The organism is Burkholderia sp. AU28863 (assembly GCF_002223195.1).
Taxonomy (GTDB): domain Bacteria; phylum Pseudomonadota; class Gammaproteobacteria; order Burkholderiales; family Burkholderiaceae; genus Burkholderia; species Burkholderia sola.
Map to the genome: position 1 here is coordinate 897,364 of NZ_NKFE01000004.1, position 26,300 is coordinate 923,663.

Annotated in this window: 25 protein-coding genes; 19 read left to right on the top strand and 6 right to left on the bottom strand. The window is 66.9% G+C overall.

Translation table 11 applies throughout. The features are described 5' to 3' along the window. The first annotated feature begins 30 nt into the window (after positions 1–30). From fliI to CFB81_RS15825, 6 genes are all read left to right on the top strand, one after another. The gene (gene fliI, locus CFB81_RS15805; RefSeq protein ID WP_373452649.1) at positions 31–1,524 is read left to right on the top strand and encodes a flagellar protein export ATPase FliI; all 1,494 of its coding nucleotides are present in this window, start codon (positions 31–33) and stop codon (positions 1,522–1,524) included. A gap of 5 nt (positions 1,525–1,529) precedes the next feature. Next, positions 1,530–1,988, top strand: a complete 459-nt coding sequence (fliJ, locus tag CFB81_RS15810) for a flagellar export protein FliJ (protein ID WP_069618192.1) — start codon at positions 1,530–1,532, stop codon at positions 1,986–1,988. A gap of 31 nt (positions 1,989–2,019) precedes the next feature. Further along, entirely contained in the window at positions 2,020–3,396 is a 1,377-nt protein-coding gene (locus CFB81_RS15815) for a flagellar hook-length control protein FliK (RefSeq protein ID WP_089435757.1), read from the top strand. A 739-nt stretch (positions 3,397–4,135) separates the two neighbouring features. Then, positions 4,136–4,510: a hypothetical protein gene (locus tag CFB81_RS36565; protein ID WP_256976176.1), complete on the top strand. Its 375-nt coding sequence runs from the start codon at positions 4,136–4,138 to the stop codon at positions 4,508–4,510. Next, on the top strand, positions 4,495–5,337 hold the full coding sequence (locus CFB81_RS15820; protein ID WP_256976178.1) for a DUF6402 family protein: 843 nt from the start codon (positions 4,495–4,497) through the stop codon (positions 5,335–5,337). The genes CFB81_RS36565 and CFB81_RS15820 overlap by 16 nt, the downstream gene beginning before the upstream one ends. Further along, positions 5,334–5,849, top strand: coding sequence for a hypothetical protein (locus CFB81_RS15825; protein WP_089435758.1), 516 nt, complete (start codon positions 5,334–5,336; stop codon positions 5,847–5,849). Before CFB81_RS15820 ends, CFB81_RS15825 begins: the two co-directional genes overlap by 4 nt. A gap of 77 nt (positions 5,850–5,926) precedes the next feature. Here the strand turns inward: CFB81_RS15825 and CFB81_RS15830 are convergent, their stop codons facing one another. Beyond that, positions 5,927–7,567: a GMC family oxidoreductase gene (locus CFB81_RS15830; protein WP_089435759.1), complete on the bottom strand. Its 1,641-nt coding sequence runs from the start codon at positions 7,565–7,567 to the stop codon at positions 5,927–5,929. Positions 7,568–8,293: 726 nt separating this feature from the next. Between CFB81_RS15830 and CFB81_RS15845 the strand changes: the two genes are divergently transcribed. After that, on the top strand, positions 8,294–9,736 hold the full coding sequence (locus CFB81_RS15845) for a coniferyl aldehyde dehydrogenase (protein WP_069618196.1): 1,443 nt from the start codon (positions 8,294–8,296) through the stop codon (positions 9,734–9,736). Between the two features lie 82 nt (positions 9,737–9,818). Here the strand turns inward: CFB81_RS15845 and CFB81_RS15850 are convergent, their stop codons facing one another. Next, positions 9,819–10,841: a serine/threonine protein kinase gene (locus CFB81_RS15850; RefSeq protein ID WP_084044199.1), complete on the bottom strand. Its 1,023-nt coding sequence runs from the start codon at positions 10,839–10,841 to the stop codon at positions 9,819–9,821. Between the two features lie 270 nt (positions 10,842–11,111). Next, positions 11,112–11,324: a hypothetical protein gene (locus CFB81_RS15855; RefSeq protein ID WP_006477514.1), complete on the bottom strand. Its 213-nt coding sequence runs from the start codon at positions 11,322–11,324 to the stop codon at positions 11,112–11,114. Between the two features lie 821 nt (positions 11,325–12,145). Between CFB81_RS15855 and CFB81_RS15865 the strand changes: the two genes are divergently transcribed. Beyond that, on the top strand, positions 12,146–13,033 hold the full coding sequence (locus CFB81_RS15865) for a DMT family transporter (RefSeq protein WP_069618262.1): 888 nt from the start codon (positions 12,146–12,148) through the stop codon (positions 13,031–13,033). Positions 13,034–13,382: 349 nt separating this feature from the next. Continuing rightward, complete coding sequence (locus CFB81_RS15870) at positions 13,383–13,568, top strand: hypothetical protein (protein WP_006482800.1); 186 nt, start codon at positions 13,383–13,385, stop codon at positions 13,566–13,568. Positions 13,569–13,678: 110 nt separating this feature from the next. Here CFB81_RS15870 and mgrA read toward each other — a convergent pair whose 3' ends face one another. After that, complete coding sequence (mgrA, locus tag CFB81_RS15875; RefSeq protein WP_089435761.1) at positions 13,679–14,722, bottom strand: L-glyceraldehyde 3-phosphate reductase; 1,044 nt, start codon at positions 14,720–14,722, stop codon at positions 13,679–13,681. Between the two features lie 193 nt (positions 14,723–14,915). On the opposite strand from mgrA, the gene CFB81_RS15880 reads away from it, so the two are divergent. Next, positions 14,916–15,122 (top strand): DUF3185 family protein, encoded by a 207-nt coding sequence (locus CFB81_RS15880; protein WP_006477510.1) that lies wholly within the window; start codon positions 14,916–14,918, stop codon positions 15,120–15,122. A 145-nt stretch (positions 15,123–15,267) separates the two neighbouring features. Here the strand turns inward: CFB81_RS15880 and CFB81_RS15885 are convergent, their stop codons facing one another. Continuing rightward, entirely contained in the window at positions 15,268–16,041 is a 774-nt protein-coding gene (locus CFB81_RS15885) for a phytanoyl-CoA dioxygenase family protein (RefSeq protein WP_069618199.1), read from the bottom strand. 351 nt (positions 16,042–16,392) lie between these two features. Between CFB81_RS15885 and CFB81_RS15890 the strand changes: the two genes are divergently transcribed. Next, on the top strand, positions 16,393–16,734 hold the full coding sequence (locus CFB81_RS15890; protein ID WP_069618200.1) for a hypothetical protein: 342 nt from the start codon (positions 16,393–16,395) through the stop codon (positions 16,732–16,734). A 108-nt stretch (positions 16,735–16,842) separates the two neighbouring features. Here CFB81_RS15890 and metK read toward each other — a convergent pair whose 3' ends face one another. Further along, positions 16,843–18,030, bottom strand: coding sequence for a methionine adenosyltransferase (gene metK / locus CFB81_RS15895; protein WP_050017940.1), 1,188 nt, complete (start codon positions 18,028–18,030; stop codon positions 16,843–16,845). 265 nt (positions 18,031–18,295) lie between these two features. Between metK and lpxL the strand changes: the two genes are divergently transcribed. The 8 genes from lpxL to hslV all read left to right on the top strand — a co-directional run bounded on the left by lpxL (position 18,296) and on the right by hslV (position 26,299). Next, entirely contained in the window at positions 18,296–19,180 is an 885-nt protein-coding gene (gene lpxL, locus CFB81_RS15900) for a lauroyl acyltransferase LpxL (RefSeq protein ID WP_069618201.1), read from the top strand. A 306-nt stretch (positions 19,181–19,486) separates the two neighbouring features. Then, positions 19,487–20,356 (top strand): diaminopimelate epimerase, encoded by an 870-nt coding sequence (gene dapF, locus CFB81_RS15905; protein WP_089435762.1) that lies wholly within the window; start codon positions 19,487–19,489, stop codon positions 20,354–20,356. Between the two features lie 37 nt (positions 20,357–20,393). After that, the gene (locus tag CFB81_RS15910) at positions 20,394–21,119 is read left to right on the top strand and encodes a DUF484 family protein (protein ID WP_050017936.1); all 726 of its coding nucleotides are present in this window, start codon (positions 20,394–20,396) and stop codon (positions 21,117–21,119) included. A gap of 13 nt (positions 21,120–21,132) precedes the next feature. Next, on the top strand, positions 21,133–22,053 hold the full coding sequence (xerC, locus tag CFB81_RS15915) for a tyrosine recombinase XerC (protein WP_069618203.1): 921 nt from the start codon (positions 21,133–21,135) through the stop codon (positions 22,051–22,053). Between the two features lie 76 nt (positions 22,054–22,129). Beyond that, the gene (locus CFB81_RS15920; RefSeq protein ID WP_089435864.1) at positions 22,130–23,344 is read left to right on the top strand and encodes a class I SAM-dependent rRNA methyltransferase; all 1,215 of its coding nucleotides are present in this window, start codon (positions 22,130–22,132) and stop codon (positions 23,342–23,344) included. Positions 23,345–23,537: 193 nt separating this feature from the next. Beyond that, on the top strand, positions 23,538–24,614 hold the full coding sequence (locus tag CFB81_RS15925) for a GTP-binding protein (RefSeq protein WP_089435763.1): 1,077 nt from the start codon (positions 23,538–23,540) through the stop codon (positions 24,612–24,614). Positions 24,615–25,108: 494 nt separating this feature from the next. Next, positions 25,109–25,525: an RNA polymerase-binding protein DksA gene (dksA, locus tag CFB81_RS15935; RefSeq protein ID WP_006477498.1), complete on the top strand. Its 417-nt coding sequence runs from the start codon at positions 25,109–25,111 to the stop codon at positions 25,523–25,525. 237 nt (positions 25,526–25,762) lie between these two features. After that, positions 25,763–26,299 (top strand): ATP-dependent protease subunit HslV, encoded by a 537-nt coding sequence (hslV, locus tag CFB81_RS15940; RefSeq protein ID WP_069618205.1) that lies wholly within the window; start codon positions 25,763–25,765, stop codon positions 26,297–26,299. Position 26,300: the final 1 nt, after the last annotated feature.

Consider the following 26,300-nt stretch of genomic DNA (forward strand, 5'->3'; position numbering starts at 1 on the left):
CGCTCACCCGACGCGCTCGCGCACGACGGCATGACGCCGCTCGAACGCGAGCTCGCACTCGCGTCGTTCGGGCCGGCGGCCGCGCACGATGCCACGCCGGACCCCGCGGCCGCCGGCATCGCCGCCGCCCCGCGCGCGCCGCACAATCCGCATCTCGCGCACTGGCGCACGCATCTGAACGGGCTTGCCGCGCGCAGCCGCCACGCGCTGCCGCTGCGGCCGTGCGGGCGCCTCACGCGCGCGGCCGGCCTCGTGCTCGAGGCGATCGGGCTACGCCTGTCGGTCGGCGCCGAATGCACGATCGAACTGCCGCCCGGCAGCACGCTGCCGCACGCGGAAGCCGAAGTCGTCGGCTTCGCCGGCGATCGCCTGTTCCTGATGCCGACCACCGACGTCGCCGGCGTGCTGCCCGGCGCACGCGTGTGGCCGCGCGAAAGCGCGCCCGTCGCCGACCCGCTCGCGGGCGCGAAGCGGCTGCCGGTCGGCTGGGAGATGCTCGGGCGCGTCGTCGACGCGTCGGGCCGCCCGCTCGACGGCCTCGGCCCGCTCGCGTCGAAAGTCGATGCGCCGCTGTCGGCGCCGTCGATCAACCCGCTCGATCGCGAACCGATCCACCACGTGCTGGACGTCGGCGTGCGCGCGATCAACGCGCTGCTCACCGTCGGCCGCGGTCAGCGGATGGGCCTGTTCGCGGGCTCCGGCGTCGGCAAGTCGGTGCTGCTCGGCACGATGGCGCGCTACACGAGCGCGGAAGTGATCGTGATCGGGCTGATCGGCGAACGCGGCCGCGAAGTGAAGGAATTCATCGAACAGATCCTCGGCGAGGACGGACTCGCGCGCTCGGTCGTCGTCGCGGCGCCGGCCGACGTGTCGCCGTTGTTGCGGATGCAGGGCGCCGCGTACGCGACGTCGCTCGCCGAGTATTTCCGCGACCAGGGCAAGCACGTGCTGCTGCTGATGGATTCGCTGACGCGCTACGCGATGGCGCAGCGCGAGATCGCGCTGGCGATCGGCGAGCCGCCCGCGACGAAGGGTTATCCGCCGTCGGTGTTCGCGAAGCTGCCGGCGCTCGTCGAGCGCACCGGCAACGGGCCCGAAGGCGGCGGCTCGATCACCGCGTTCTACACGGTGCTGACCGAAGGCGACGACCAGCAGGACCCGATCGCCGATTCGGCGCGCGCGATCCTCGACGGCCACATCGTGCTGTCGCGGGCGCTCGCCGAGGCCGGCCACTATCCCGCGATCGACATCGAGGCGTCGATCAGCCGCGCGATGACGGCGCTGATCGACGAAACGCACCTCGACCACGTGCGGCAGTTCAAGCAGATGCTGTCGCGCTACCAGCGCAATCGCGACCTGATCGCAGTGGGCGCCTACGCACCCGGCCGCGACGCGCAGCTCGACCGCGCGATCGCGCTCTACCCGCGCATCGAGGCGTTCCTGCAGCAGGGCTTTCGCGAATGCGCGCCGTTCGCATCGAGCCTCACTGCGCTCGATGCGCTGTTCGACGCTTACGGAGGCTGATCCCGATGGCCCACGGCTTTCCCCTTCAGCTGCTGCTCGACCGCGCGCAGGACGACCTCGACTCGGCCGCGAAGCAGCTCGGCACCGCGCAGCGCGACCGCACCGCGGCAGCCGAACAGCTCGACGCGCTGCTGCGCTACCGCGACGAATATCACGCGCGCTTCGCGCAATCCGCGCAAAGCGGGATGCCGGCGGGGAACTGGCGCAATTTCCAGGCGTTCATCGACACGCTCGATGCCGCGATCGCGCAGCAGCGCACCGTGCTCGCCGCGGCCGAAGTCCGCATCGACGAGGCGCGCCCGAACTGGCAGCAGAAGAAACGTACCGTCGGCTCGTATGAAATCCTGCAGGCGCGCGGCGTCGCGCAGGAAGCGAAGCGCGACGCCCGGCGCGAACAGCGCGACGCCGACGAACACGCCGCGAAGATCCTGCGCATGCGGGCCGACGCGGCCCGTTCGTCGTAACCGACCACCGCATTCGAACGAGAGAACCGTCATGCCTCCCCTGCCCCTGCTCGGCGCGCTGCTCGACACCGCCGGCGCCGCACTCAAGGCCGCCCGCGGCTCGGGTTCGTCCGCCGCCAACGATGCGTCGGCCGCCACGAGCGCCGTGCCGTTCGCACAAACGCTGAAGCAAAGCGTCGCCACGCGAGGCGACACGGCCGACGCCGGTACGCCCGACGTGCCGACCCAACAGGCTGCGTCGAAGCCGGCCGCCGGTGCGAAGCCGTCCGGCACGGACGACGACACGGCGACCGACGACACCACCGCGAACACCGCCACCGCCAATCCCGACGCCGCCGCACTCGCGGCCGCCGCGGCCGTTCAGGCGCAATTGCAGGCGCGCCCGGACATCGCGACGCCGGCCGACGCGGCGACGGCTGCGGCCGTTGCTGCCGCGGCCGCGACTCAAAAGACAGCTGTGTCCGGCCAGCCGGACGCCACGGCGACGCTCGCCAATCATGCAGCCCATGAGGCGGCCGCCCAACCGACCGACCCGGCATCGAGCCGCGACGCGCTGCAAGCGGCGCTCGCCAAGCTGACGGGTGGTGCGAACGCGATTGCGATGCCCGCGACCGGCGCGACCGCCGCCGCCGCCACGCCGACGGCGCCGGCCACGACCACGTCGAACGCCGCCGCGCCGCTGACGCCGAAAGTGCCGACGTTCGACCGCACGCTCGCCGACGCGAAAGGCGCGCTCGCCACCCAGCAGACGCCGACACAGATCACCGCGCAGACGCTGCAGGCCGACGCGAACGCGCAGTCCGGCGCCCAGCACGCGCTCGCGGCGGCCGGCAACGCGACGGACCCGGCCGCCAGCGCGACGCTCGCCGCCGGCGCCGCGGCCACCGCCGCCGCGCAGGCGAACCTGCAACTGTCGCCAGCCGCCGGGGCGATCGCCGCCGCCAACGCGCACGTGCTCGCGCCGCACGTCGGCACGGCCGACTGGACGGACGCGCTGAGCCAGAAAGTGGTGTTCCTGTCGAATGCGCACCAGCAGAGCGCCGAGCTGACGCTCAACCCGCCCGATCTCGGGCCGCTGCAGGTCGTGCTGCGCGTCGCGGACAACCATGCGCACGCGCTGTTCGTGTCGCAGCACGCGCAGGTGCGCGACGCGGTCGAAGCCGCGCTGCCGAAGCTGCGCGAAGCGATGGAAGCGGGCGGGCTCGGGCTCGGCAGCGCGACCGTCAGCGACGGCGGCCTCGCTTCGCAGCAACAGCAGCAAAACCCGCAGCAGGCCTTCGCCGGCGGCCAGTCGTCGCGACGCGGGAACGGCGGACCGTCAGCCGTCGATGCACCCGTCGACGCCGCGCAATCCGCACCGGTCGCCGCGCGCGTGAGCCGCGCCGGCCTCGTCGATACGTTTGCCTAGGGCGTGCCCCGCCAATCACGAGCGCGCGCCGGCCGCCGGAGGGGGCCGAGCGCAGCTTCGGCTGGCTCAACCGCCCCAGACGCTTGGCTCGCGACAATAAGCGAGTGCCGGAAACCTCGACCGATCTGCCCCCTCCTTGCCTTTGCCATGCGCCTGTTCGTTCAGGGTCGACCCATTTGCAATGGGCTCAATTTCGCAGGGGCAATCGCATGAAATGTCACAAACGTAGAATGGCAGCGCGGTAAGCATCGCTGGCCCCGGCCTGGGCCGCCGATTCTTGATGCCGGCCTTCGTGGCTTTATCTACCTTGCGCAGGTTCAAACAGATGCGCCGCAAGACTGCAAAGTTCTGAGCAGCATGATCCATGCGAACCCGGCACCGGCCTTCACCGACGGCCACGTCGTTATTAATGGCAATTTCGAATTCGTCTGATTGCTTCTCCTTTCTAGTTCACGCAAATTTACGCGTAGCAAACTTGATTCGTCTGTCGAGAAGGGAAACCCGGATGAAGAACACGTATAGGGCACCAACCCACCTTTTCGCCATCATCGGCGCGCTCATCGAAGGCGGCGGCCGAGCATTCGATCGCTCCGAGAGACATGCGATTCGCTACTTCCCCGCAAAGGGCAATCGCGCCGGGAGCATGGTGGCTACTCGGGATTTCGAATAGATTATTGGACTCTTAAAGATCCACACTCGATAAACGATTCGCAAACGATCTTCGACATTTCGACAATTAATGGCGAACGAGAAAATCCCATACTACGCAGCAAGCAAGTTGATTTGGCAATGGAGACTTCGCGACGGTGTGGACGGCTGCAGGATTGTTCCCGATCTCGCGCTATCGATGGACCTGGCTCCGCCTCCGCTGCCAAAACAACCGGAACCGAAGACTGCCCTACCCAAGCCTGCATCCAGCCCGCCGCAGTTCGATCCGCTGGACAAGATGGTCGATGACATTGCACGAATGGCCGACGCGTTCTCGCGCTTCAAGACATGGCTGAACACGCCCGAACCGTCGAAAGCCCCTGAACCTGCTCCAGTCGAAAAAAGAAGGAAGTCGTACCGCCGTTTGATATTCAGGAAATTCCCGATGCCATGCGCAAACTGCTGATGCCGATATCGGCAAGATTGATGGAGCGATGGTTCTCTGGCGCGCTAAATTATTCGCAAAATAATCGCGACGAGGTGACAAACATCAATCAGGATGGCAAGCCATACCCATCTGACATGTACGACACGAAAACAGTGAAACTCGATTGGGTACTGAAATACAAGCGAGCGAAGGAACAGTATGAAGCCCTACAACAGATTGAATATTTACACACCTCGAAGTCACTAGAATCGATTGGCAAAGCACTGTTCTCGCTGAGGGCATCATATCGAGAAATTGATGCCCTCGACCTTTGCAAAGGAGATTTGAACGAGTTGCACAAGCGCTTCCAGTTCCAGCGCGCCGGAGTGGAAAGCTCGCTCAGCCAAAAAATTGAAACCTTCATTTCTCAACGAGTGCGCGGGAGCGGAATACCTGATGACCTGACTGGTGCGCTTGGCTCCTTTAATTTTTACGCGGCAATCGGTTATGCAAAATTTAACCACAATGCCAGTCACGTTACGATCATCTCCATCATCGTTTACATCAAAGACAATTACACATTCACTACGGACGCAAATCTGCCATCTCAGTACCTCGGACACTGGAATCGTCGCGGTGTGGTTATTGTGCCGGCCGCGGGGGGCGCCGGGATTGCCGGTATTCCATGGATAGATTACCCCGTTGCCGTTGGCGACATTCGGGTTCGAGAGAACGTCTACTATCCCGTTCGAAATAGCTCGTTTCGCCAATGGCAGCGGCACCACCAGCGTGGTGGTGACTTTGTCATATTTTCCGATTACCGCTATATAACGTTGCGGCAACCCATTCAACTTCGATTCGCATGAGCACAATCGTCAACGAAGCCGGCATTGCCCTAATGGCAATCCTTCTGGTTGCGACCTTACCCATCGTCACACTCGCTTCTCTCGTTCGATTGCTGCACTCGATCCTGTCCAATCCAGGCGACTGGGGCGGCGCCATTGAGCAGGAGGTCAGGATTTTAATTCGACGTACCTTCACGGCAGTTGCCGTCATCGTCGCCCTTGGATTTGTGTGGGGCTACTGGAAGGATGCGCAGCGGCGTGCGAGTTGCGAGCCAGACACGCGAGACAGCGAACACTCTCCGGACGGAAGTTATCTAGCTCGATACTGCTATTTTCGGAATACGATCGTCCTTAGACTGTACGACAAGGAGGGAAAGCGTCTCCTTGCCGAACGAACGTATCGGGACACGTCTGGCCTCCCGGTGAGCCTTTATTGGAAGGAGCGCGCACTGATGTACGCCGAAGAGCAAGAACTCGGCCGAATCAGTTTGCCACCAACCTTTCTTGATCGAGCGATGGCGCAGTTGCCGTAGCAAGTCACGGTCGGCGTTGGCACAGAGCCTCGGCGAGAAATCGGCCCGGCATCGCCGGGCCGACCGCTGCCCACCGCTTATCGGCCGTGCACCGCCGCGGCCGCCTCGCCGCGCGGCACACCGCCCCTGCGCGCGGCGACGATGAAGTCCGCCGCGCGTTCGCCGATCATCACCGACGGCGCATTCGTGTTCCCGCCGACCAGCGTCGGCATCACCGACGCATCCACCACCCGCAGCCCGTCGACGCCGCGCACGCGCAGTTGCGGATCGACGACCGCCCGCACATCCGAGCCCATCCGGCAGGTGCCGACCGGGTGATAGATCGTGTCCGCATGCGCGACGATCGTCGCGCGCAGCTCCGCTTCGCTCTGGTCCGGCCGCGTGTACAGCTCGCGCCCGCCCTGCGACGCGAGCGGCGCCTGCGACAGGATGCGGCGCATCGCCTGCGTGCCGCGCACCAGCAGGTCGAGATCGCGTGAATCGCTGAAGAAGCGCGGGTCGATCAGCGGCGCGTCGCGCGCATCGCCGCTCGCGAGCGCGACCGTGCCGCGGCTGAACGGCCGCAGCGCGCACACGTGCAGCGAATAGCCGAAGCCCCAGTGCATCTTGCGGTTGTGATCGTCGACGAGCGCCGTGCAGAAATGCAGTTGCAGGTCGGGACGCGCGAGCGACGGATCGCTCTTGATGAAGCCGCCGGCCTCCGCGACGTTGCTCGTCATCATCCCCGTGCGGCGCGAGAAATAGCGCACGAGCGCCGGCGTCATCTTCGCGATGCCGCGCAGGCACACGCCGACCAGTTCCGACGAATTCACGCGCGTATTGATGATGAAGTCGATGTGGTCGATCAGGTTCGCGCCGACGTCCGGCGCATCGTGCACGACCGCGATCCCGTGCCGGCGCAATTGCTCGGCCGGGCCGATCCCCGAACACATCAGCAATTGCGGCGAATTGAACGCGCCGGCCGACAGCACCACTTCCGCGCGCGCGCCGAGCGTCTCGACGCGCCCGTTGCGCGACACGACGACGCCGACCGCGCGTTTGCCGTCGAAGCCGACGCGCAGCACCGTCGCATCGGGGACCACGTGCAGGTTCGACCGGTTGCGGCCGTAGATGTATGCACGCGCCACGCTGCAGCGCGCGCCGTCGCGATGCGTGACCTGATAGAAGCCGACGCCTTCCTGCGTCGCGCCGTTGAAGTCGTCGTTCAGCGGATAGCCGGCCGCGTGCGCGGCCTGGATGAATCGTTCGGAGAACGGATTGCGAAAGCGAAGATCCGACACCGACAGCGGGCCGTCCGCGCCGTGCCATGCGTCCGCGCCGCGTTCGTTGCCTTCCGCGCGGCGGAAATACGGCAGCACGTCCTGCCAGCCCCAGCCCGTCGCGCCGAGCTGCGCCCACTCGTCGTAGTCGCCCGGATGGCCGCGCGTGTAGATCATTGCGTTGATCGCGCTCGAGCCGCCCATCCCCCGTCCGCGCGGCTGGTAACCGCGCCGCCCGCCAAGGCCGGGCTGCGGCACCGTCTCGTAGCCGTAGTTGGTGCCGAGCTTGAACGGCACCAGCGCCGCGATGCCGACCGGCATGTTGACGAGCAGGTTGCGCTCCGTATGCGAGCCGGCCTCGATCAGCGCGATCGTCGCATCGGGGCAGGCATCGGCGAGACGGCCGGCTAGGCTCGAGCCGCCCGAGCCGCCGCCGACGATGATGTAGTCGTATTGCATGTCACGTCTCCGTCGTGTCATGGAAGGCGCCCGGCACCGCCGCGCGACCGCGTCTCCTCTTGTGTTCGGGCATTGTAGGAATGGCCGTCCCGTGCGCGGCGCGCCGATTCAAGAGCGATTCCTCTAAACGCCCGCGTGAACTAAATTTAAGATGTATCGAGTCGCGTCGCGCGATGCACCGGCCACGAGAAGCCGATTCGTCGCGAAACGGGAGGAACGACGATGCAGCGCCAGCGCCTGCACGCCGCGTGCCGGCCCGATGAATCCGGCGGTCGCGCGCGCGGTTCGCATTTCATTTCAAACGACGGCCCGCGCGACGATGCACGGCGTCATGCGCGCAGTCGGTCGAAATCGAACGGCACGTGTCGTCGCCGACCGTTTGGACGGTGTGTCGCCGCCGCCGCACGATGCGCGGCGCCGCGCCGTCGCGGATCTGTCGCGCTGCGCTGCCGCGGTGCACCGGCAGACGGTCGCAAGACGGCATCGCGTGCGCGCGCGTCACCGTATCGGCTCGTATGCGCATACCGTGCGGCACGACGTTCCGACGCGGACACCGTCGCGCGGATACGACGCTTGCCACGTGCTGAAACCGGTTTTCGCGTACCCGTCGCATCCGGCCCCGCGCCATGCGACACGCATCACCCGATCCGCGTCGCCGTGCTCGCCGAGCGTGCGCGTGCGGCGTGACGGCCGGCCGATCGGCCAGGCCCAACTGGAGGAGACGACATGAAGAACGACCTGCCCGAACTGGCCCCGCAAGCACTGCCGTCGGTCGATGCGCTGACGTCGCTGCTGCACGACCAGCGCGCGGCGTACCTGCGCGCACCGTACCCGGCATGGGACACGCGCGCGCAGCACCTGCGCGCGCTGCGCACGATGCTGATCGATCACGCGGATGCACTCGCCGACGCGATCAGCGCCGACTTCGGCCATCGCGCGAAGCAGGAAGTGCTGCTGTCGGAAATCTGGATGGCGAAGGAAGAGATCGACGACGCGCTGAAGCACGGCAAGCGCTGGATGAAGCCGGTCCGCAAGCCGATGAACAAGTGGCTGCGCCCGGCGCGCGCGAAGGTGATGCCGCAACCGCTCGGCGTGGTCGGCATCGTCGTGCCGTGGAACTACCCGGTGCTGCTCGCCGCGGGCCCGCTGATCTGCGCGCTCGCCGCCGGCAACCGCGCGATCATCAAGATGTCCGAACTGACGCCGCGCACGTCGGCGCTGTTCGAGCAGCTCATCGGCAAGACCTTCACGCGCGACCACGTCGCGGTCGTGAACGGCGACGCGGAAGTCGGCGCCGCGTTCAGCGCGCTGCCGTTCGACCATCTGCTGTTCACCGGCTCGACGCAAGTCGGCCGCCACGTGATGCGCGCGGCCGCCGACAACCTGACGCCCGTCACGCTGGAGCTTGGCGGCAAATCGCCGGCGATCGTCGGCCCGAATGCGCGCTTCGACGCGGCCGTCGACGCGATCGTCGCCGGCAAGACGCTGAACGCCGGCCAGACCTGCATCGCGCCCGACTACGTGCTGCTGCCGCGCGGCATGGAAGGCGCGTTCATCGAACGCGCGCGGACCCGCTTCGCGAAGCTGTATCCGGACCTGTCGACCAACGGCGACTACACGACGATCGTGTCGCCGCGTCACTACGCGCGCCTGCAGCAACTGGCGAGCGAGGCGCAGGCCGCCGGCGCGCAGCTGCATCCGCTATCCGACGCGCAGTCCGATCCCGCGTCGCGCCGCTTCGTGCCGTGCGCGGTCACACAGGTGCCGGCCGCGTCGCAACTGATGCAGGAGGAAATCTTCGGGCCGCTGCTGCCGCTCGTGCCGTACGAGCGGCTCGACGAAGCGATCGCGTACGTCAACGCGCGCCCGCGTCCGCTCGCGCTGTACCTGTTCGACGAGGACGGCGGCACGATCGACCGCGTGATGCGCGAAACGGTCTCGGGCGGCGTCACGGTCAACGAAACGCTGATGCACATCGCGTGCGGCAGCTTGCCGTTCGGTGGCGTCGGCGCGAGCGGCATGGGCGCGTATCACGGCTACGATGGCTTCGTGACGTTCTCGAAGATGAAGCCGGTGCTCACGCAGGCGCGGCTGAACGCGCGCAACCTGCTCGCGCCGCCGTACGGCAAGCGCTTCGCCGCGCTGATCAAGCTGATGCTGAAGTTCTGAGCGGAACGGGCCGTGCGCGTCGCGCCGCGGCCCCGGCCAACCTGCCGCGCGGCATGGATGCCGCGCATGCAGCCGTCACACGTCACACGGGCCAGAGCGGCCCTTCCTGCATCGCGCCGATCTGCTCGCGCAATTCGAGCACGCGCGCTTCCCAGTAACGATGCGTGTTGAACCACGGGAAGGCGGCCGGAAACGCCGGATCGTCCCAGCGCCGCGCGAGCCACGCCGCGTAGTGGATCAGCCGCAGCGTGCGCAGCGCTTCGACCAGATGCAGCTCGCGCGGCTCGAATTCGCAGAAATCCTCGTAGCCGGCGAGCAGGTCGGCCAGCGCGCGCGACGCGCCTTCGCGATCGCCCGGCAGCAGCAGCCACAGATCCTGCACGGCCGGCGCCATCCGGCTGTCGTCGAAGTCGACGAAATGCGGGCCGGCATCGGTCCACAGCACGTTGCTCGGATGACAGTCGCCGTGCGTGCGCAGCAGGCGAATCTCTCCGGCGCGCGCGAACGCGGCCTCGACGCCTTCGAGCGCCAGCGCGACCGCGGTCTCGTACGCCGGTCTTACGTCATCCGGAATGAAATCGTGCGCGAGCAGGTAGTCGCGCGGCTCGTAGCCGAACGTGCCGATGTCGAGCACCGGGCGCGCGACATACGGCTCGGTCGCGCCGACCGCATGGATGCGGCCGATGAAGCGGCCGAGCCATTCGAGCGTGTCGCTGCGGTCGAGATCGGGTGCGCGGCCGCCGCGCCGCTCGAAGATCGAGAAACGGAAGCCGTCGAACGCGTGCAGCGTGCGGCCGTCGAAGGCTCGCGCGGGCACCGCCGGAATCTCGCGCGCGGCGAGTTCGGCGACGAACGCATGCTCTTCGAGGATCGCGTCGTCGGACCAGCGCGCCGGGCGATAGAACTTCGCGACGACCGGCGGGCCGTCTTCGATGCCGACCTGGTAGACGCGGTTTTCGTAGCTGTTGAGGGCGAGCAGGCGCCCGTCGGTGCGCAGGCCGGCCGGCATCAGCACGCTGTCGAGCGCATCGAGCACGCATTCGGGCGTGAGGCCGGCGAACGGCGGGCTGGCGGGAGAAGCGGGAGCGGAAGTGGCGTCTGTCATGCCCCGCATTGTGCCGCCAGCCGGACCGAAAGACGAGCGTCCGGTGCGATGTGCCAGGGCCTGTTCACGCAAATGACGAGCTTGCGCTGGCCCCACGAACGAATTTTCCAAACAGGGGAACGCGCCTTTGCGCCCGCATGGCGGCGTCGTTCGTCGTTGCAATAGCTACGGCTATTGCGCCTCCTCTCTTCTTGCCTGCGCCCGAAGGAAGTCTCCTTGGGGGACGGGCGGAAAGGCGCGTTCGCAAGCCCGCTATTCGCGTGAACAGCCCTAGTGAAGCGCCGCGCCGGCCGGCAGAACGGATTCGCCGGTGTCGATCAGGTCCTCGAGAAAGAACGGCTCGGTGTTGAGTTCTTTCGACTCACCCGGCACGCCCGCGTACCAGGTCACCATGGCCATGTCGCCCAGGATGCGCTGGACGATGCCGCGCGCGCCCTTCGGCACCGCGATATGGGTAGTGCAGACAATCGACCCGATATGCATGATGGTTCCCCACTCTTGAATCTTGAAACCCGGCCCGCTGGCGAGCCGGCAAATGCGCGATCCGCGCCGCTCTCGGCGGAGCGTTGCGCGTGATCCCATTGTTCACGGTTTATCGAAGCGCGAAAAGAAGAAGAAGCAGGCGAAGTGCCGCGAATTCGTCGAATGTCTCCAATCAACCACTGCGCCGGACACGCACTTGCCCGCCCGGTTACCCCCATCATACCCTGTCGAATGTGACTGCCCACCGAAACCGCCCGGCGCCGCCGCGCGCATGTGATCGACGCAATAGACGTACCGCTTCGCATCGCCCGTGCGGGATCATCGGGGCACGCCCGTCGACCACGCCGACATCGCATCGCGCGCGTCGCATGGCGATCGCTTTCTTCCGTTCGTCGAATGCTTGCGTGCGCAGCGGCCGGCGCCCCGGCGTCGGCCTGCATCGACACGACACCATCGCCCGCGATGCGCAGCCGCCGACAGCTGTTGCGCTCGACCGCTGCCTTGCTGTACCTTTGGCTTTCATTCGCGTTCAACCGCATTCCGACACGATGCATCCGCTCACGTCCGCCCTCGCAAAATCCCGGCCGCAGTTCGACTCGCGGCCGCAGGCGTGCGTGCATCCGTCGGTCCTTCCTCCCCCTGTCGCACCGCCGCTCGTCTGCGCCGCGCCGCCCCCTTCGGCGGCACGCGCCGGCTGACTCGCCGGCATCCGTTTTCGTCCTCCATTCGCTCCGTTGGCTGCGGGTACGTGCGTCATGACGCGCGGCGTGTAGCCGTGCGCGCGAATGGAACGTTTCGATCCGTTCGACAGGTGGATTCACATGGTTTCGTTCAAACGCGCGCTCGCCGCGCATGGCGCGACGTCGCTCTTCGTGCTGCTGTGGAGCAGCGGCGCAATCTTCGCCGAACTCGGTCTGCGTCACGCGTCCGCGTTCGCCTTTCTCACTGCCCGTTTCGCGCTCGCATCGCTCGTGCTGCTCGCGCTGGCCTTCATGCGCAAACGCTGGCTGCCGCCGCGCGGCGAGCGGCGCATGGCCGCGCTGACCGGCTTGCTGATGATGGGCGGCTATTCGATCTTCTACCTGCTCGCGCTCGAGCGCGGCATCGCGCCCGGCGTGCTCGCGACGATCCTCGGCGTGCAGCCGATCCTCACGCTCGCGATCGTCGAGCGTCGCTGGCAGCCCGTGCGCATCGCGGGACTCGCGCTGTCGCTCGCCGGCCTCGCGCTCGTCGTGGGCCGCGGCGTGAGCGGCGGGACGGGCGGCCTGTCGGCTGCCGGCATCGCGTGCGCGCTCACGGCGCTCGTCGCGCTGACCGTCGGGTCGCTGCTGCAAAAGCGCGTACGCGCGGCGCCTGCCGACGTGCTGCCGCTGCAGAATGCGATCGGCCTCGCGCTGTGCGTCGCGATCGTGCCGTTCCGGCCGGTATCGTTCGATATGAGCTGGGCGTTCGTCGTGCCGCTGCTGTGGCTCGGCATCGTGATTTCGGTGATCGCGCAGCTGCTGTTCTACCGGTTGATGCAGCGCGGCGATCTCGTCAACGTGACGAGCCTGTTCTATCTCGTGCCCGTCGTCACCACGCTGATGGATGCCGCGTGGCTCGGCAACCGGCCCGAGCCGCTCGCGCTCGCCGGCATGGGCGCGATCATCGCGGGGCTCGCGCTCGTGTTTCGCGCGCCGGCCGGCCGCCCGCAACCCGACGGCGCGTAAGCGGGCGGGCCGCCACGCGCGGGTGCGGCGGCCCGCATCGGACACATACGACGATTCCGCGAAAACCGAAAGGAACGGGAAAGATACGCGCAAGGCGTTCGTCTTGTTTGCATGAAAAACGCGCGATTCCCGGGGCTTTCCGCTGATTTTTAATGGTTCGGATAGCGAAAAACGCCGCCGGTTGCCTATACTCGAATTGACCGGCCTGCGCACGACGGGCCGGACCAACTAGAAACGCCCGGCATGGGACCGGGGTGAGCGAACGTGCGCCGACTTCGGCCGACATCCGGCAAGGATGGAGCCCGGGCAAGCGCTGACGCGCCCACTTCGGCCGACACTGGAGACACGCATGACGACCTATTTCACGATCGGCGACTTCATCCTGTTGATTCCGATGGCGCTGGCCGGAGCGCTATTTCTCGGCGCGGTGCCGTGCGCCACTCAGTTCCGTCACAACCTGCTGCGCGTACTCGGCGTCATTCTCGGCGTCGGCGTCGCGGTGCTGCTCGTTGAAGGCCTGCCTGCGCTGATCTAGCGCCATCACACTCACGCGTGACGTGCCTCGCTGCACCGCAGCGAGGCAACGGACGGCCTGCGCGTGGGCGATACGGCACGCGATGTTTCGCATCCCGTATCGCCTTCCGGTCAGATCGCCTGATCGGTGGACGGCTTTTCCCACAGATTGATGCCGCCTTCCGTCGCGTAACGATCGATCTCCGCGAGTTCCTCAGCGGAGAATTCGAGATTGCTCAACGCACCGACGTTCTCGCGCACCTGCTCCGCCCGGCTTGCGCCGATCAGCGCGGACGTCACGCGGCCGTTGCGCAGCACCCACGCCAGCGCCATTTGCGCAAGGCTCTGCCCGCGCCGTTCGGCGATCGCGTTGAGCTTGCGCACATGCTCGAGGTTGTCCGCGCTCAGGTGGTCCTGCTTCAGCGAGCCGCCGCCCGGCTTGTTCACGCGTGCGTCGGCCGGCACGCCGTTCAGGTACTTCGACGTGAGCAGGCCCTGCGCGAGCGGCGTGAACGCGATGCTGCCCGCGCCGACGTCGTCGAGCGTGTCGAGCAGATCCTCTTCGATCCAGCGATTCAGCATGTTGTACGACGGCTGGTGAATCAGCAGCGGCACCTTGTATTGCGCGAGCAGCGCGGCCATCTCGCGCGTCTTCGCGGCCGAGTACGACGAAATGCCGATGTAGAGCGCCTTGCCCTGCTGCACCGCCGACGCGAGCGCGCCCGCCGTTTCCTCGAGCGGCGTATGTGCGTCGAAACGGTGCGAGTAGAAGATGTCGACATAGTCGAGCCCCATCCGCTGCAAGCTCTGGTCGAGGCTCGCGAGCACGTATTTGCGCGATCCGCCGCCGCTGCCGTACGGCCCCGGCCACATGTCCCAGCCGGCCTTCGTCGAGATCAGCAGCTCGTCGCGATACGGCCGGAAATCCTCCTTCAGCAGTCGGCCAAAGTTGGTTTCGGCGCTGCCGTACGGCGGCCCGTAGTTGTTCGCGAGGTCGAAGTGGTTGATGCCGAGGTCGAACGCGGTGCGCAGGATCTCGCGCTGCGTCGAGATCGGCGTCGAATCGCCGAAGTTGTGCCACAGGCCGAGCGACAGGGCGGGCAGTTGTAGCCCGGATCGGCCGCAGGTGCGGTATTGCATGCCGGCATAACGTTCGGAAGCTGCTTCGTAGGCCATGAGTCTGTTCCGTCAGGACATCGGGGGAAGGGACGCGCGCCCGCCGCGCCCATGGCGCGACGGCGGCGAAGAAGTCATACGACGACTATGGTAGCGAAAGCGGCCGGATCATGCACGGCGGCACGGCGATGGACGCGACCGCGGCGCTCGCCTACACTGCGGCGTCTCGAATCACCGTTTCAGCGAGGTTGGTATGTCCCGGGTCATCTCGGTTGCACTGCTCGTCGGCGGCGTCGTGCTGCTGTATTTCGGCGGCCAGTCGTTCCATTCGATCAACGACAACGTGTCGCGCTTCTTCACCGGCTCGCCGGCGACGAAGACGATCCTGCTGATCGTCGGCGGCGCCGTCGCGTCGTTCGTCGGCCTGATCGGCCTCGCGATGCCGGGCGGCAAGCGCTGATCGAGACGCATCGCGACGCACATCCAGCCCGCGCCACGCGCGCGGGCCGCACCAAACGAAACGGGCGGCCAGGCCGCCCGTTGCTTCATTCGCCCGCGATGCGCCGCATTACGTGATCGCGGCCGCTTCGCCGGCTGCCCGGCGCCTAGAACTGCACTTCCGGCTTCGACGCCGAGCGCGTGCCGGGCAACGGCCGGTTGCTCGCGCCGTGATACGTGTACACGAGCGAGAACTTCACCTGGTCGGAACGGTTCTGCCCGGCCGAATGCAGCGTGTTGCTGTGGAAGAACACGACGTCGCCCGTCTGCAGCGACGGGCACGTGGCCGCGTCGATCATCCTGCGGTTTTCCGGCAGATCGCTGCGGAAGAACTTCGCGTCGTCGAACGCTTCCGGCCCGAATTCGGCCGTATGCGAACCCGGCACGAGCCACAACGCGCCGTTCTCGTTGGTTTCGGGCCCAAGCGCGAGCCACACCGACACCATGTCCGGACGCTCGAACGCCCAGTAGCGGAAATCGCGATGCCAGCCGGTCAGGCTGCCGTACGCCGGGTGCTTCGTCATCATGCAGTTGTGATGCGCGCGCGACAGCACCGGCTCTTCACCGAAATACTCACGCATCCATGCGCCGATTTCGGGCGCGATCGCGCGCTCGGCGAACGCCGGATCGCGCGAGTACGCATCGAGCAGCCGTCGCACCGTATGCCCGCCCGGCGCATGCTTCGACTCGGGCGCGCCCGGATAGCGCAGGTCGGCCTCGAACTCGATCGGCTCGGCAGCCTCCCGCAACTGGCGCTCCGCGATCTGCCTGAGCGCCGCGCACTGCGCTTCGCCGACGAGGCCGCGCGCGACGACGAAGCCGCGCTCGCGCAATTCCGCGACTTGCGCGCGGATCGATTCCGACTGCAATGGAGACGACATGGGATGCCAGACGTTTATTGTGTGAATGTGACGATTGTAAATCGGCGCCGGATATCGCGAACAGCGCCATTGTCGTGCGCAGGGGCATGCCAATCGCGGATTTGATCCAGCGCAAGGGAACTGTGCGGCGCGGCGCCTGCCTCAGCGACAGGCGGTAGGCGGCACACGCCTTGCGGCACAAGGGTTTATCGCGACTTTTGCCCGTCACGAATCCCCTGTAGCCTGACGCGGCCTGTCAATTCTGGCGGGCGCGGCGCGCAACGGGTTTCGATAAGATCCGTTGCGTCATCCGAGGCCGTTCATACCAGTGCGCTCTGCAGGGCGCCACCATACAAGCGAAGCATCGTTCACATGCCATTCCGTCTGACTTCCCGTTTCAACCGCGCTGCGAAGCGCGTCGTGCCGTCCGCTCCCGCCCGCTCGCTGCGCCATCACCGCGCACGGACGCAGGCGCTGGCCGAACGTACGCACGCGCACAGCCGGCTGGACGGCATCCGTGCGTGGTTCCACGCGTTTTTCTCGATGATGAGCGCGCAGGCATTCGCTCGCCGCGCCGGCCTGCGCTCGCTGCTGCAAAAACCGTCGTCGCTGCGCGCGCTCGCGCTGCGCCGCAAGCTCGGCCCGCAGCGCCGCATCAACCGCCCGCGCCGCCTCGCGGCCAGCAACGGCTGGTTCGGGTTCGGCGCGCGTTGAGCGTGTGCCCGGCGGGCGTTGTCCGCCCGATCGCCACCGTTGCCTCGGCGCTCGACCCATAAAAAAACCCCGGCCAGGCCGGGGTTTTTCATTTCAGGCGGACGACGCTTACGCGACGCGTGCCGTCGGCTCCACGCCGGCCGCTTCGGCCAGCACGAGCGCCTTGTCGGTCGCTTCCCACGAGAATTCCGGCTCTTCGCGGCCGAAGTGGCCGTAAGCTGCCGTCTTCTCGTAGATCGGGCGCAGCAGGTCGAGCATCTTGATGATGCCCTTCGGACGCAGGTCGAAATGCTCGCGCACGAGCTTCGTGATCACCGCATCCGACACGCGGCCCGTGCCGAACGTGTTGACCATCACCGAGGTCGGCTCGGCCACGCCGATCGCGTACGACACCTGGATCAGCGCGCGCGACGCGAGGCCGGCCGCGACGATGTTCTTCGCGACGTAACGGCCGGCATACGCAGCCGAACGGTCGACCTTCGACGGATCCTTGCCCGAGAACGCGCCACCGCCGTGCGGTGCGGCACCGCCGTACGTGTCGACGATGATCTTGCGGCCGGTCAGGCCGCAATCGCCCTGCGGGCCGCCGATCACGAACCGGCCGGTCGGGTTCACGAGGAACTTGATGTCGCCCTTGATCAGGTCGGCCGGCAGCGTCGGCTTGATGATTTCCTCGATCACCGCTTCGCGCAGCGCGGGCAGCTCGATGTCCGGAGCATGCTGCGTCGACAGCACGACGGTGTCGATCGAATCGGGCTTGCCGTCGACGTAGCGGACGGTGACCTGCGACTTCGCGTCCGGACGCAGCCATTGCAGGCGACCGTCGCGGCGCAGGCTGGCCTGGCGCTCGACGAGGCGGTGCGACAGGTAGATCGGCAGCGGCATCAGTTCCGGCGTTTCGTCGCACGCATAGCCGAACATCAGGCCCTGGTCGCCCGCGCCTTGATCGAGGTTGTCGTCGTGTGCACGATCGACGCCCTGCGCGATGTCCGGCGACTGCTTGTCGTACGCGACGAGCACCGCGCAACCCTTGTAGTCGATGCCGTAGTCGGTGTTGTCGTAGCCGATGCGCTTGATCGTATCGCGCGCGATCTGGATGTAATCGATGTTGGCGGTCGTGGTGATTTCACCGGCCAGCACGACGAGACCCGTGTTGCACAGCGTTTCGGCCGCAACGCGGGAGTATTTGTCCTGCTCGAGGATGGCGTCGAGAATCGCGTCCGAGATTTGGTCCGCGACCTTGTCCGGATGGCCTTCGGAGACGGATTCGGACGTGAAGAGATAATCGTTTGCCACTTTTTCAGGCTCCTGTGTGGTTACGGTTGGTTTCACGTAGCCAGCTTCGTTGGGCCTGAAGCGGCGACGCTTTAGCGGATTACCAGGACCGGGCGGCGTGTGTCGCGCCAGCCGGCTTCGCCCCGCAAGTTGTCAGTTAACTCGGCGAAGCCCGTATTATAGCGGCTTTCATGAATTGTCACAGAGCGCCGCCCGTGCTGCATCTTCCGCTGTCTTACCACCCTGTTCGCAACGTGCCGGCCAGCCGGCCCTACGGAGATTCCGCATGCTAGGCCGCCTCGGCACGCACCTCGCCATCGGCTTGCTGAAGCTGCTCGCCCTGCTGCCATACGGTCTGACCGCACGGTTCGGCGATGGCCTCGGCTGGCTGCTGTATCAGATCCCCAGCCGGCGAAAGCGCATCGTACATACGAATCTGAAACTCTGCTTCCCCGACTGGAGCGACGCGCGGCGCGAGGAAGTGGCCGGCCAGCATTTCCGTCATGCGATCCGCAGCTACGTCGAGCGCAGCGTCCAGTGGTTCGGCTCGGAGAAGAAGCTCGCGAAATTGATCCAGGTCGACAGCGCGGTCGATCTCGACGATCCCGACCTGCCGCCGACGCTGTTCCTCGGCCTGCACTTCGTCGGCATCGAGGCCGGCTCGATCTGGCTGAACCGTTCGCTGCACCGCCGCTGCGGATCGCTTTACCAGCCGTTCTCGAACGCGGTGCTCGAGGAAGAAGCAAAGAAGGCGCGCGGACGCTTCGACGCCGAGATGGTCGGCCGCGCGGACAGCGCGCGCGTCGTGCTGCGCTGGCTGCGCGACCGCAAGCCGGTGATGCTCGGCGCCGACATGGACTACGGGCTGCGCAACTCGACGTTCGTCCCGTTCTTCGGCGTGCCGGCGTGCACGCTGACGGCCGTCGGCCGGCTCGCGAAGACGGGCCGCGCGCAGGTCGTGCCGTTCATCGGCGAGGTGCTGCCGAACTACAAGGGCTACCGTCTGAAGGTATTCAAGCCGTGGGATCACTACCCGACCGGCGACGACGATCTCGACGCGCGGCGGATGAACGCATTCCTCGAAGAACAGATTCCGCTGATGCCCGAGCAGTACTACTGGGTGCACAAGCGCTTCAAGACGCGCCCGCCCGGCGAGCCGAGCCTGTACTGACCCTGCCGCGAGACGTTCGCGGGTGCGCCGTCATGCGCGTGCCCGCGCCCTCCCCACCTTCTGCGCGCCCGCCACGCCCCCCGTCAATCCGACCGCTCATCATTCGCACGACCAGTCGGCCGATCGGCAGATAGCGCCCCCCTTCCATCTCCATGACAGACGCGCAGCCCACCCGCGCAGGACGCCCCTGTCGGCTGCATGTATCATTTACGGTTGAGATCAGCACGACGAACGAGGCCGCCCGGCATGGCCGCCGGCCATCCGTGTCGTGCCGACCGCCTCGTTCGCCATGGAATTCCGGACCCAGTGAAACTCTCGTTCACCAAGATGCACGGCGCGGGCAACGACTTCGTCGTGCTCGACGGCTATTCGCGCGCGCTGCCGCCGCTCTCCGACGCGCAGGTGCGCGCGCTCGCCAACCGCCACTTCGGCATCGGCGCCGACCAGTTGCTGCTGGTCGAGAAGCCGACCGTCGACGGCGCGGATTTCAAGTACCGGATCTTCAATTGCGACGGCGGCGAGGTCGAACACTGCGGCAACGGCGCGCGCTGTTTCGTGAAGTTCGTCAGCGACCGCGGCCTGACCGACAAGCGCAGCGTGCGCGTGCAGGTCATGAAGGGCCTGATCACGCTGACGCTGCAGGACAACGGCGAAGTCGTCGTCGACATGGGCGCGCCCATGTTCGCGCCGGCGCAGGTGCCGTTCGACGCGTCGGGGCTCGACGGCCGCACGCAGGGCCACGACACGCTGTGGCCGCTCGACGTCGGCGGCGCCACGCGCTGGATCTCGACGGTATCGATGGGCAACCCGCACGCGGTGCAAATCGTCGACGATGTCGAAGCGTATCCGGTGCTGGAAGAAGGCCCGCTGATCGAGCGCCATGCGCGCTTCCCGCAGCGCGTGAACGCCGGCTTCATGCAGATCGTGTCGCGCCGCGAGGTGAAGCTCCGCGTATACGAACGCGGCGCGGGCGAGACGCTCGCGTGCGGCACCGGCGCGTGCGCGGCGGTCGCGGCCGGCATCCGGCGCGGCCTGCTCGATTCGCCCGTGACCGTGCACACCCACGGCGGCACGCTGACGATCGGCTGGGACGGCACGCGCGACGAAGCCGCCGCGCTGATGATGGCCGGCCCCGCCACGACTGTGTTCGAAGGCGAGATCGACCTGACCGCCTGACCCTGCAACGTCCTTGATAACTGAACGCGCCAGCCACATGAACGATCGCGAAGTCGCCGACTACCTGCTCGCCAATCCCGAATTCTTCGCGCAGCACGCCGAGCTGCTCGCGACGATCCGTCTCGCGAACCCGCACGGCAAGGCCGCGATCTCGCTGCAGGAGCGGCAGATGGAGATGCTGCGCGACAAGAACAAGCATCTCGAGCGCCGGCTCGCCGAACTCGTGCGCTACGGCCACGAGAACGACAGCCTGTCCGCGAAGTTCAGCCGCTGGACCGCGCGCGTGATCGCGGAGCGCGATCCGTACGCGCTGCCGCGCACGATCGCCGACGGCATCGCCGACGTGTTCGACGTGCCGCAGACGGCGCTGCGCGTGTGGGACGTCGCCGACACCTACGCGCAAGCCGATTTCGCGCGCCAGGTCGGCGAGGAAGTGCGCCTGTTCGCGAATGGCCTGTCGACGCCGTACTGCGGCGCGAATACGGGCTTCGAGGCCGCGCAGTGGCTCGCACCCGCGCTCGCCGCCCCCGCCGCGAGCGCGGCGGAAGGCGCCGAAGCCGCGCCGGCCGGCGACGGTGCGGCCGCGTCGGTCGCGCTGCTCGCGCTGCGCGCGCCGCTCGCCGGCAACGACGCGCCCGCGTTCGGCCTGCTCGTGCTCGGCTCGCCCGATCCGCGCCGCTTCCACGACGGGATGGCCACCGATTTCCTCGCCCAGATCGCGACGCTCGCGAGCGCCGCGCTCACGCGCCTGCTGCCGCACTGATCCGCCGCACGCGATGACCGACGATCCGATCGCCGCCTACCTGTCGAACCTGAAGCACGTCAGGCAGCTGTCGGAACACACGCTGCGCGCGTACACGCACGAACTCGACGAACTGAAGAAGCTCGCGGCCGGCCGGCCGCTCGAAGCATTGACCGCCGCCGACATGCGCGGCGCGGTCGTGCGCGGGCACGCGGCCGGGCTGTCCGCGCGCTCGATCTCGCACCGGCTTTCCGCGTGGCGTGCGTTCTATCGCTGGTTCGCGCAGCGCATCGAGATGCCCGCGAACCCCGTCGCCGGGGTACGCGCGCCCAAACGCGAGAAATCGCTGCCCAAAGCGCTGTCGGTCGACGATGCGGTCACGCTCATGGATACGCCGCTGCCCGACACGACCGAAGGCATCCGCGACCACGCGATCCTCGAGCTGTTCTATTCGTCGGGGCTGCGCCTCGCCGAGCTGGTCGGGCTCGACGTCCGGTACACGCAGGCCGACGGCTATCGCTCGGCCGGCTGGCTCGATCTCGCCGAAGCCGAGGTCACCGTGCGCGGCAAGGGCAACAAGGAGCGCAAGGTGCCGGTCGGCCGCAAGGCGATCGACGCGCTGAACGCGTGGCTCGCGGTGCGCGGCGAATTCGTGAAGCACGATCCGCATCCGCTGTTCGTGTCGGTGCGCGGCAACCGGATGTCGCCGGGCGTCGTGCGCGAGCGCGTGAAGCGCGCGGCGCTGGCCGCCGGCATCCCCGCCAACGTCCACCCGCACGTGCTGCGCCACTCGTTCGCGACGCATGTGCTGCAGTCGAGCGGCGACCTGCGCGCGGTGCAGGAACTGCTCGGCCACGCGAGCGTCGCCGCGACGCAGATCTATACGTCGCTCGACTTCCAGCATCTCGCGAAGATTTACGACAGCGCGCATCCGCGCGCGAAGAAGCGCGACTGACGCGCGTCCCGTGTTACCCGCCGCGCGCGGTGGCCGGCACCGGCCGGCGTCGCGCGCGGCCCATTTCGATCTCATCATGCAAACCGTCACCCTCAAGCCGTCCAAGGAAAAATCGCTGCTGCGCCGCCATCCGTGGATCTACGCCAATGCGATCGACCGCGTCGACGGCAAGCCCGCGCCCGGCGCGACCGTACTGGTGCGCGCGCATGACGGCCGCTTCCTTGCGCGCGGCGCGTACAGCCCGCAGTCGCAGATCCGCGTACGGGTATGGAGCTTCGACGAGCACGAGCCGATCGATCACGCGTTCTTCAAGCGCCGCGTGCAGCGCGCGGTCGCGCACCGCACGACGATGGTGTCGGGCACGGGCGCGGTGCGGCTCGTGTTCGGCGAAGCCGACGGGCTGCCGGGGCTGATCGTCGACTACTACGTCGCGGACACCGCCGAAGCCGGCGCGGCGCCGCGCGGCCAGCTCGTCTGCCAGTTCATGGCCGCGGGCGTCGAAGCATGGAAGGACGCGATCGTCGCGGCGCTCACCGGCGCGACCGGCTGCCCGAACGTGTACGAGCGCTCGGACGTGTCGATCCGCGACAAGGAAGGGCTCGAACAGATGACCGGCGTGCTGGCCGGCGACGCGCCGCCCGCGACGCTGATCGCGAACGAAAACGGCGTGCGCTATCACGTCGACGTGCCGAACGGCCACAAGACGGGCTTCTACGTCGACCAGCGCGACAACCGCGCGCTCGTCGCGCAGTACGCGGCCGACCGCGACGTGCTCAACTGCTTCTGCTACACGGGCGGCTTCTCGCTCGCGGCGCTCAAGGGCGGGGCGAAACGCGTCGTGTCCATCGATTCGTCGGGCGACGCGCTCGCGCTCGCGCAGCAGAACGTCGTCGCCAACGGCTTCGACGCCGAACGCGCGACCTGGCTCGACGCGGACGCGTTCAAGACGCTGCGCCGCCTCGTCGACGAAGGCGAGCGTTTCGACCTGATCGTGCTCGATCCGCCGAAGTTCGCGCCGACCCGCGACAGCGTCGATCGCGCGGCGCGCGCGTACAAGGACATCAACCTGAGCGGCTTCAGGCTGCTGCGCCCGGGCGGCCTGCTGTTCACGTACTCGTGCTCGGGCGCGATCGACATGGACCTGTTCCAGAAGATCGTCGCGGGCGCGGCCGCCGACGCGAAGGTCGACGCACGGATCCTGAAGCGGCTCGGCGCGGGCGTCGATCACCCGCTGCTCGCCGCGTTCCCGGAAGGCGAATATCTGAAGGGCCTGCTGTTGCAAATCGTCTGATCGCCCCGATCTTGGCGGACACTCCGGTCCGCCGGCCCCGCCTGTCGGGCCCGCGCTTTCGTCTGTCGTCCGGACGACGGGCGGGGACTTGACAGGTATGTTTCAATGGATGGTTGTGCGCCCCGGCTCGCAGCGCGAGGGCGCGACGCACATCCTGGTTTTGACCCCGATTCACGAACCACAGGCGACCGACATGGCCACTCCCGTCACCATCCTCACCGGCTTCCTCGGCAGCGGCAAGACGACGCTGCTCAAGCGCATCCTGAACGAACAGCACGGCATGAAGATCGCCGTGATCGAGAACGAGTTCGGCGAAGAGAACATCGACAACGAAATCCTCGTGCAGGATTCGAACGAGCAGATCATCCAGATGAGCAACGGCTGCATCTGCTGCACGATCCGCGGCGACCTCGCCCGCGCGCTCGGCGATCTGGCCGCGAAGAAGCGCGAAGGCAAGCTCGATTTCGACCGCATCGTGATCGAGACGACCGGCCTCGCGAACCCGGGCCCCGTCGCCCAGACGTTCTTCATCGACAGCGAAATCGCCGACGATTTCCTGCTCGACGCGGTCATCACGCTGGTCGACGCGAAGCACGCGAACGCGCAGCTCGACGAGCACGAGGTGGTGCAGCGCCAGGTCGGTTTCGCCGACCGCCTGTTCATCACGAAGTCCGACCTCGTCGACGACCAGACCGTCGCGGGCCTCAAGCACCGACTGATGCACATGAACCCGAAGGCCGCGATCAAGGTCGTGAATTTCGGCGAAGCGGACATCAAGGAAATCTTCGACCTGCGCGGCTTCAACCTGAACGCGAAGCTCGAGATCGATCCCGATTTCCTCGCCGAGGACGATCACGCGCACGATCACCACGATCATGACCATGATCACGATCACGCGAATTGCGATCACGATCACGGCCAATGCGCGCACGATCACGGCCACCATCACCACCACCACCACGCGCACCACGACGACAAGATCAAGTCGTTCGTGTACCGCAACGACCGCCCGTTCGACCCGAACAAGCTGGAAGACTTCCTCGGCGGCATCCTCCAGATTTACGGCGAGCGGATGCTGCGCTACAAGGGCGTGCTGTACATGAAGGGTGTGGACCGCAAGGTCGTGTTTCAGGGCGTGCACCAGATGATGGGCAGCGACCTCGCGGCGAAGTGGCTGCCGGTCGAGAAGAAGACCAACAAGATGGTGTTCATCGGCGTCGACCTGCCGCAGGACCTGATCACCGACGGCCTCGACGCCTGCCTCGCCTGACCCGCGCGGGCGCCCGCCGCGCCCCGCTGCGCGGCCGCCAGCCCAGGTGGCCGCGGCCGCCCCGGGGCGCCTTTTTCGGGCAGGGTTTCGCCGTCATCGCTTTTTCGCGATTTGCGCGTTATATTTTCTAGATATTGGCGCAGCCGACGGGGATCGACCCGATACGGCGCCCGCTTGCGATTCAGTTACAATACGTGCCCGCTGGAGTACGGCAACAAACAGGCCCGGTTCTTGCTGAACCAGTTTTCCGGGCATCGCAACCGCGCCGGATCGCCAATCCGCCTCCCGGCCGCGGCCGATGCGATGTGCCGCGCAGCACACCGGTTCGCAGCGCGCACAACTCCGCGCCAGGCCTATCCTGGTATTTGAGAACCGGTTTCCAGAGGCTTTCGGCCCCGCGGCGGCAAATCGCAAATGAATGCAAACGCGGTTGCGGGTAATCCCAAAGTGCAGGCAATATCTCTCGATTTGCCGCACATTGAAGAAGCAAGCAGATGACGAAGAAACTCTTGACCGAAGCCGAAATCCTGAAGATGAGCGACAAGGATTACATGAATGAGGATCAGCTCGCCTTCTTCAAAAATCGGCTCGAACAGTTGCAGGCGGACATCCTCAAGAATGCAGGCCAGACGACCGAGAACCTGCGCGAGACGGTGATCGTCCCCGATCCCGCCGACCGCGCGACGATCGAGGAAGAGCACGCGCTCGAGCTGCGTACGCGGGATCGCGAACGCAAGCTCCTCAAGAAGGTTCAGCAGTCGCTCGCCCGCATCGATTCCGGCGATTACGGCTGGTGCGAGGAAACCGGCGAGCCGATCGGCATTCCGCGCCTGCTCGCACGTCCGACCGCCACGCTGTCGCTCGAGGCGCAGGAGCGCCGCGAGCTGCGCCAGAAGCTGTTCGGCGACTGATCGGGCGGCGTTCCGCTCAAACACGCTGCTTCCCGAAAGCGCGCGGCCTGCCGCGCGCTTTTTGTTTTTCCGGCGCCGGTTCCGGGCCGCCGGCCGATTTGCCTTCCCCTCTTGATATCCCGGCGCCCGCCCTAAAATGAAACGGACGCGCGCCGGGCCGCTCCCCGGCGCACTGCGGATTCACGCGGCGGCGCATCGCGCCGCCCGACTCTTCCCCGTTTTTCTCAAGGAACGCAGATGGAGCAATTTCACGGCACGACCATCGTTTCAGTCCGGCGCGGCGACCAGGTCGCGCTCGGCGGCGACGGCCAGGTAACCCTCGGCAACATCGTCATGAAGGGTGGCGCGCGGAAAGTGCGGCGGATCTACAACAACCAGGTACTGGTCGGATTCGCGGGCGGCACCGCCGATGCGTTCTCGCTGCTCGACCGCTTCGAGGCGAAGCTCGAGAAGCACCAGGGCAACCTGACCCGCGCGGCCGTCGAGCTCGCGAAGGACTGGCGCACCGACCGGATGCTGCGCCGCCTCGAGGCGATGCTGATCACGGCCGATGCGACCACCACGCTCGTGATCACCGGCAACGGCGACGTGCTCGACCCGGAAGGCGGGATCTGCGCGATCGGCTCGGGCGGGGCGTATGCGCAGGCCGCAGCCCGCGCGCTCGTCGAGAACACCGATCTGTCCCCGCGCGAGATCGTCGAGAAGTCGCTCGGGATCGCCGGCGACATGTGCATCTACACGAACCACAACCGCATCATCGAAACGATCGAGTAAG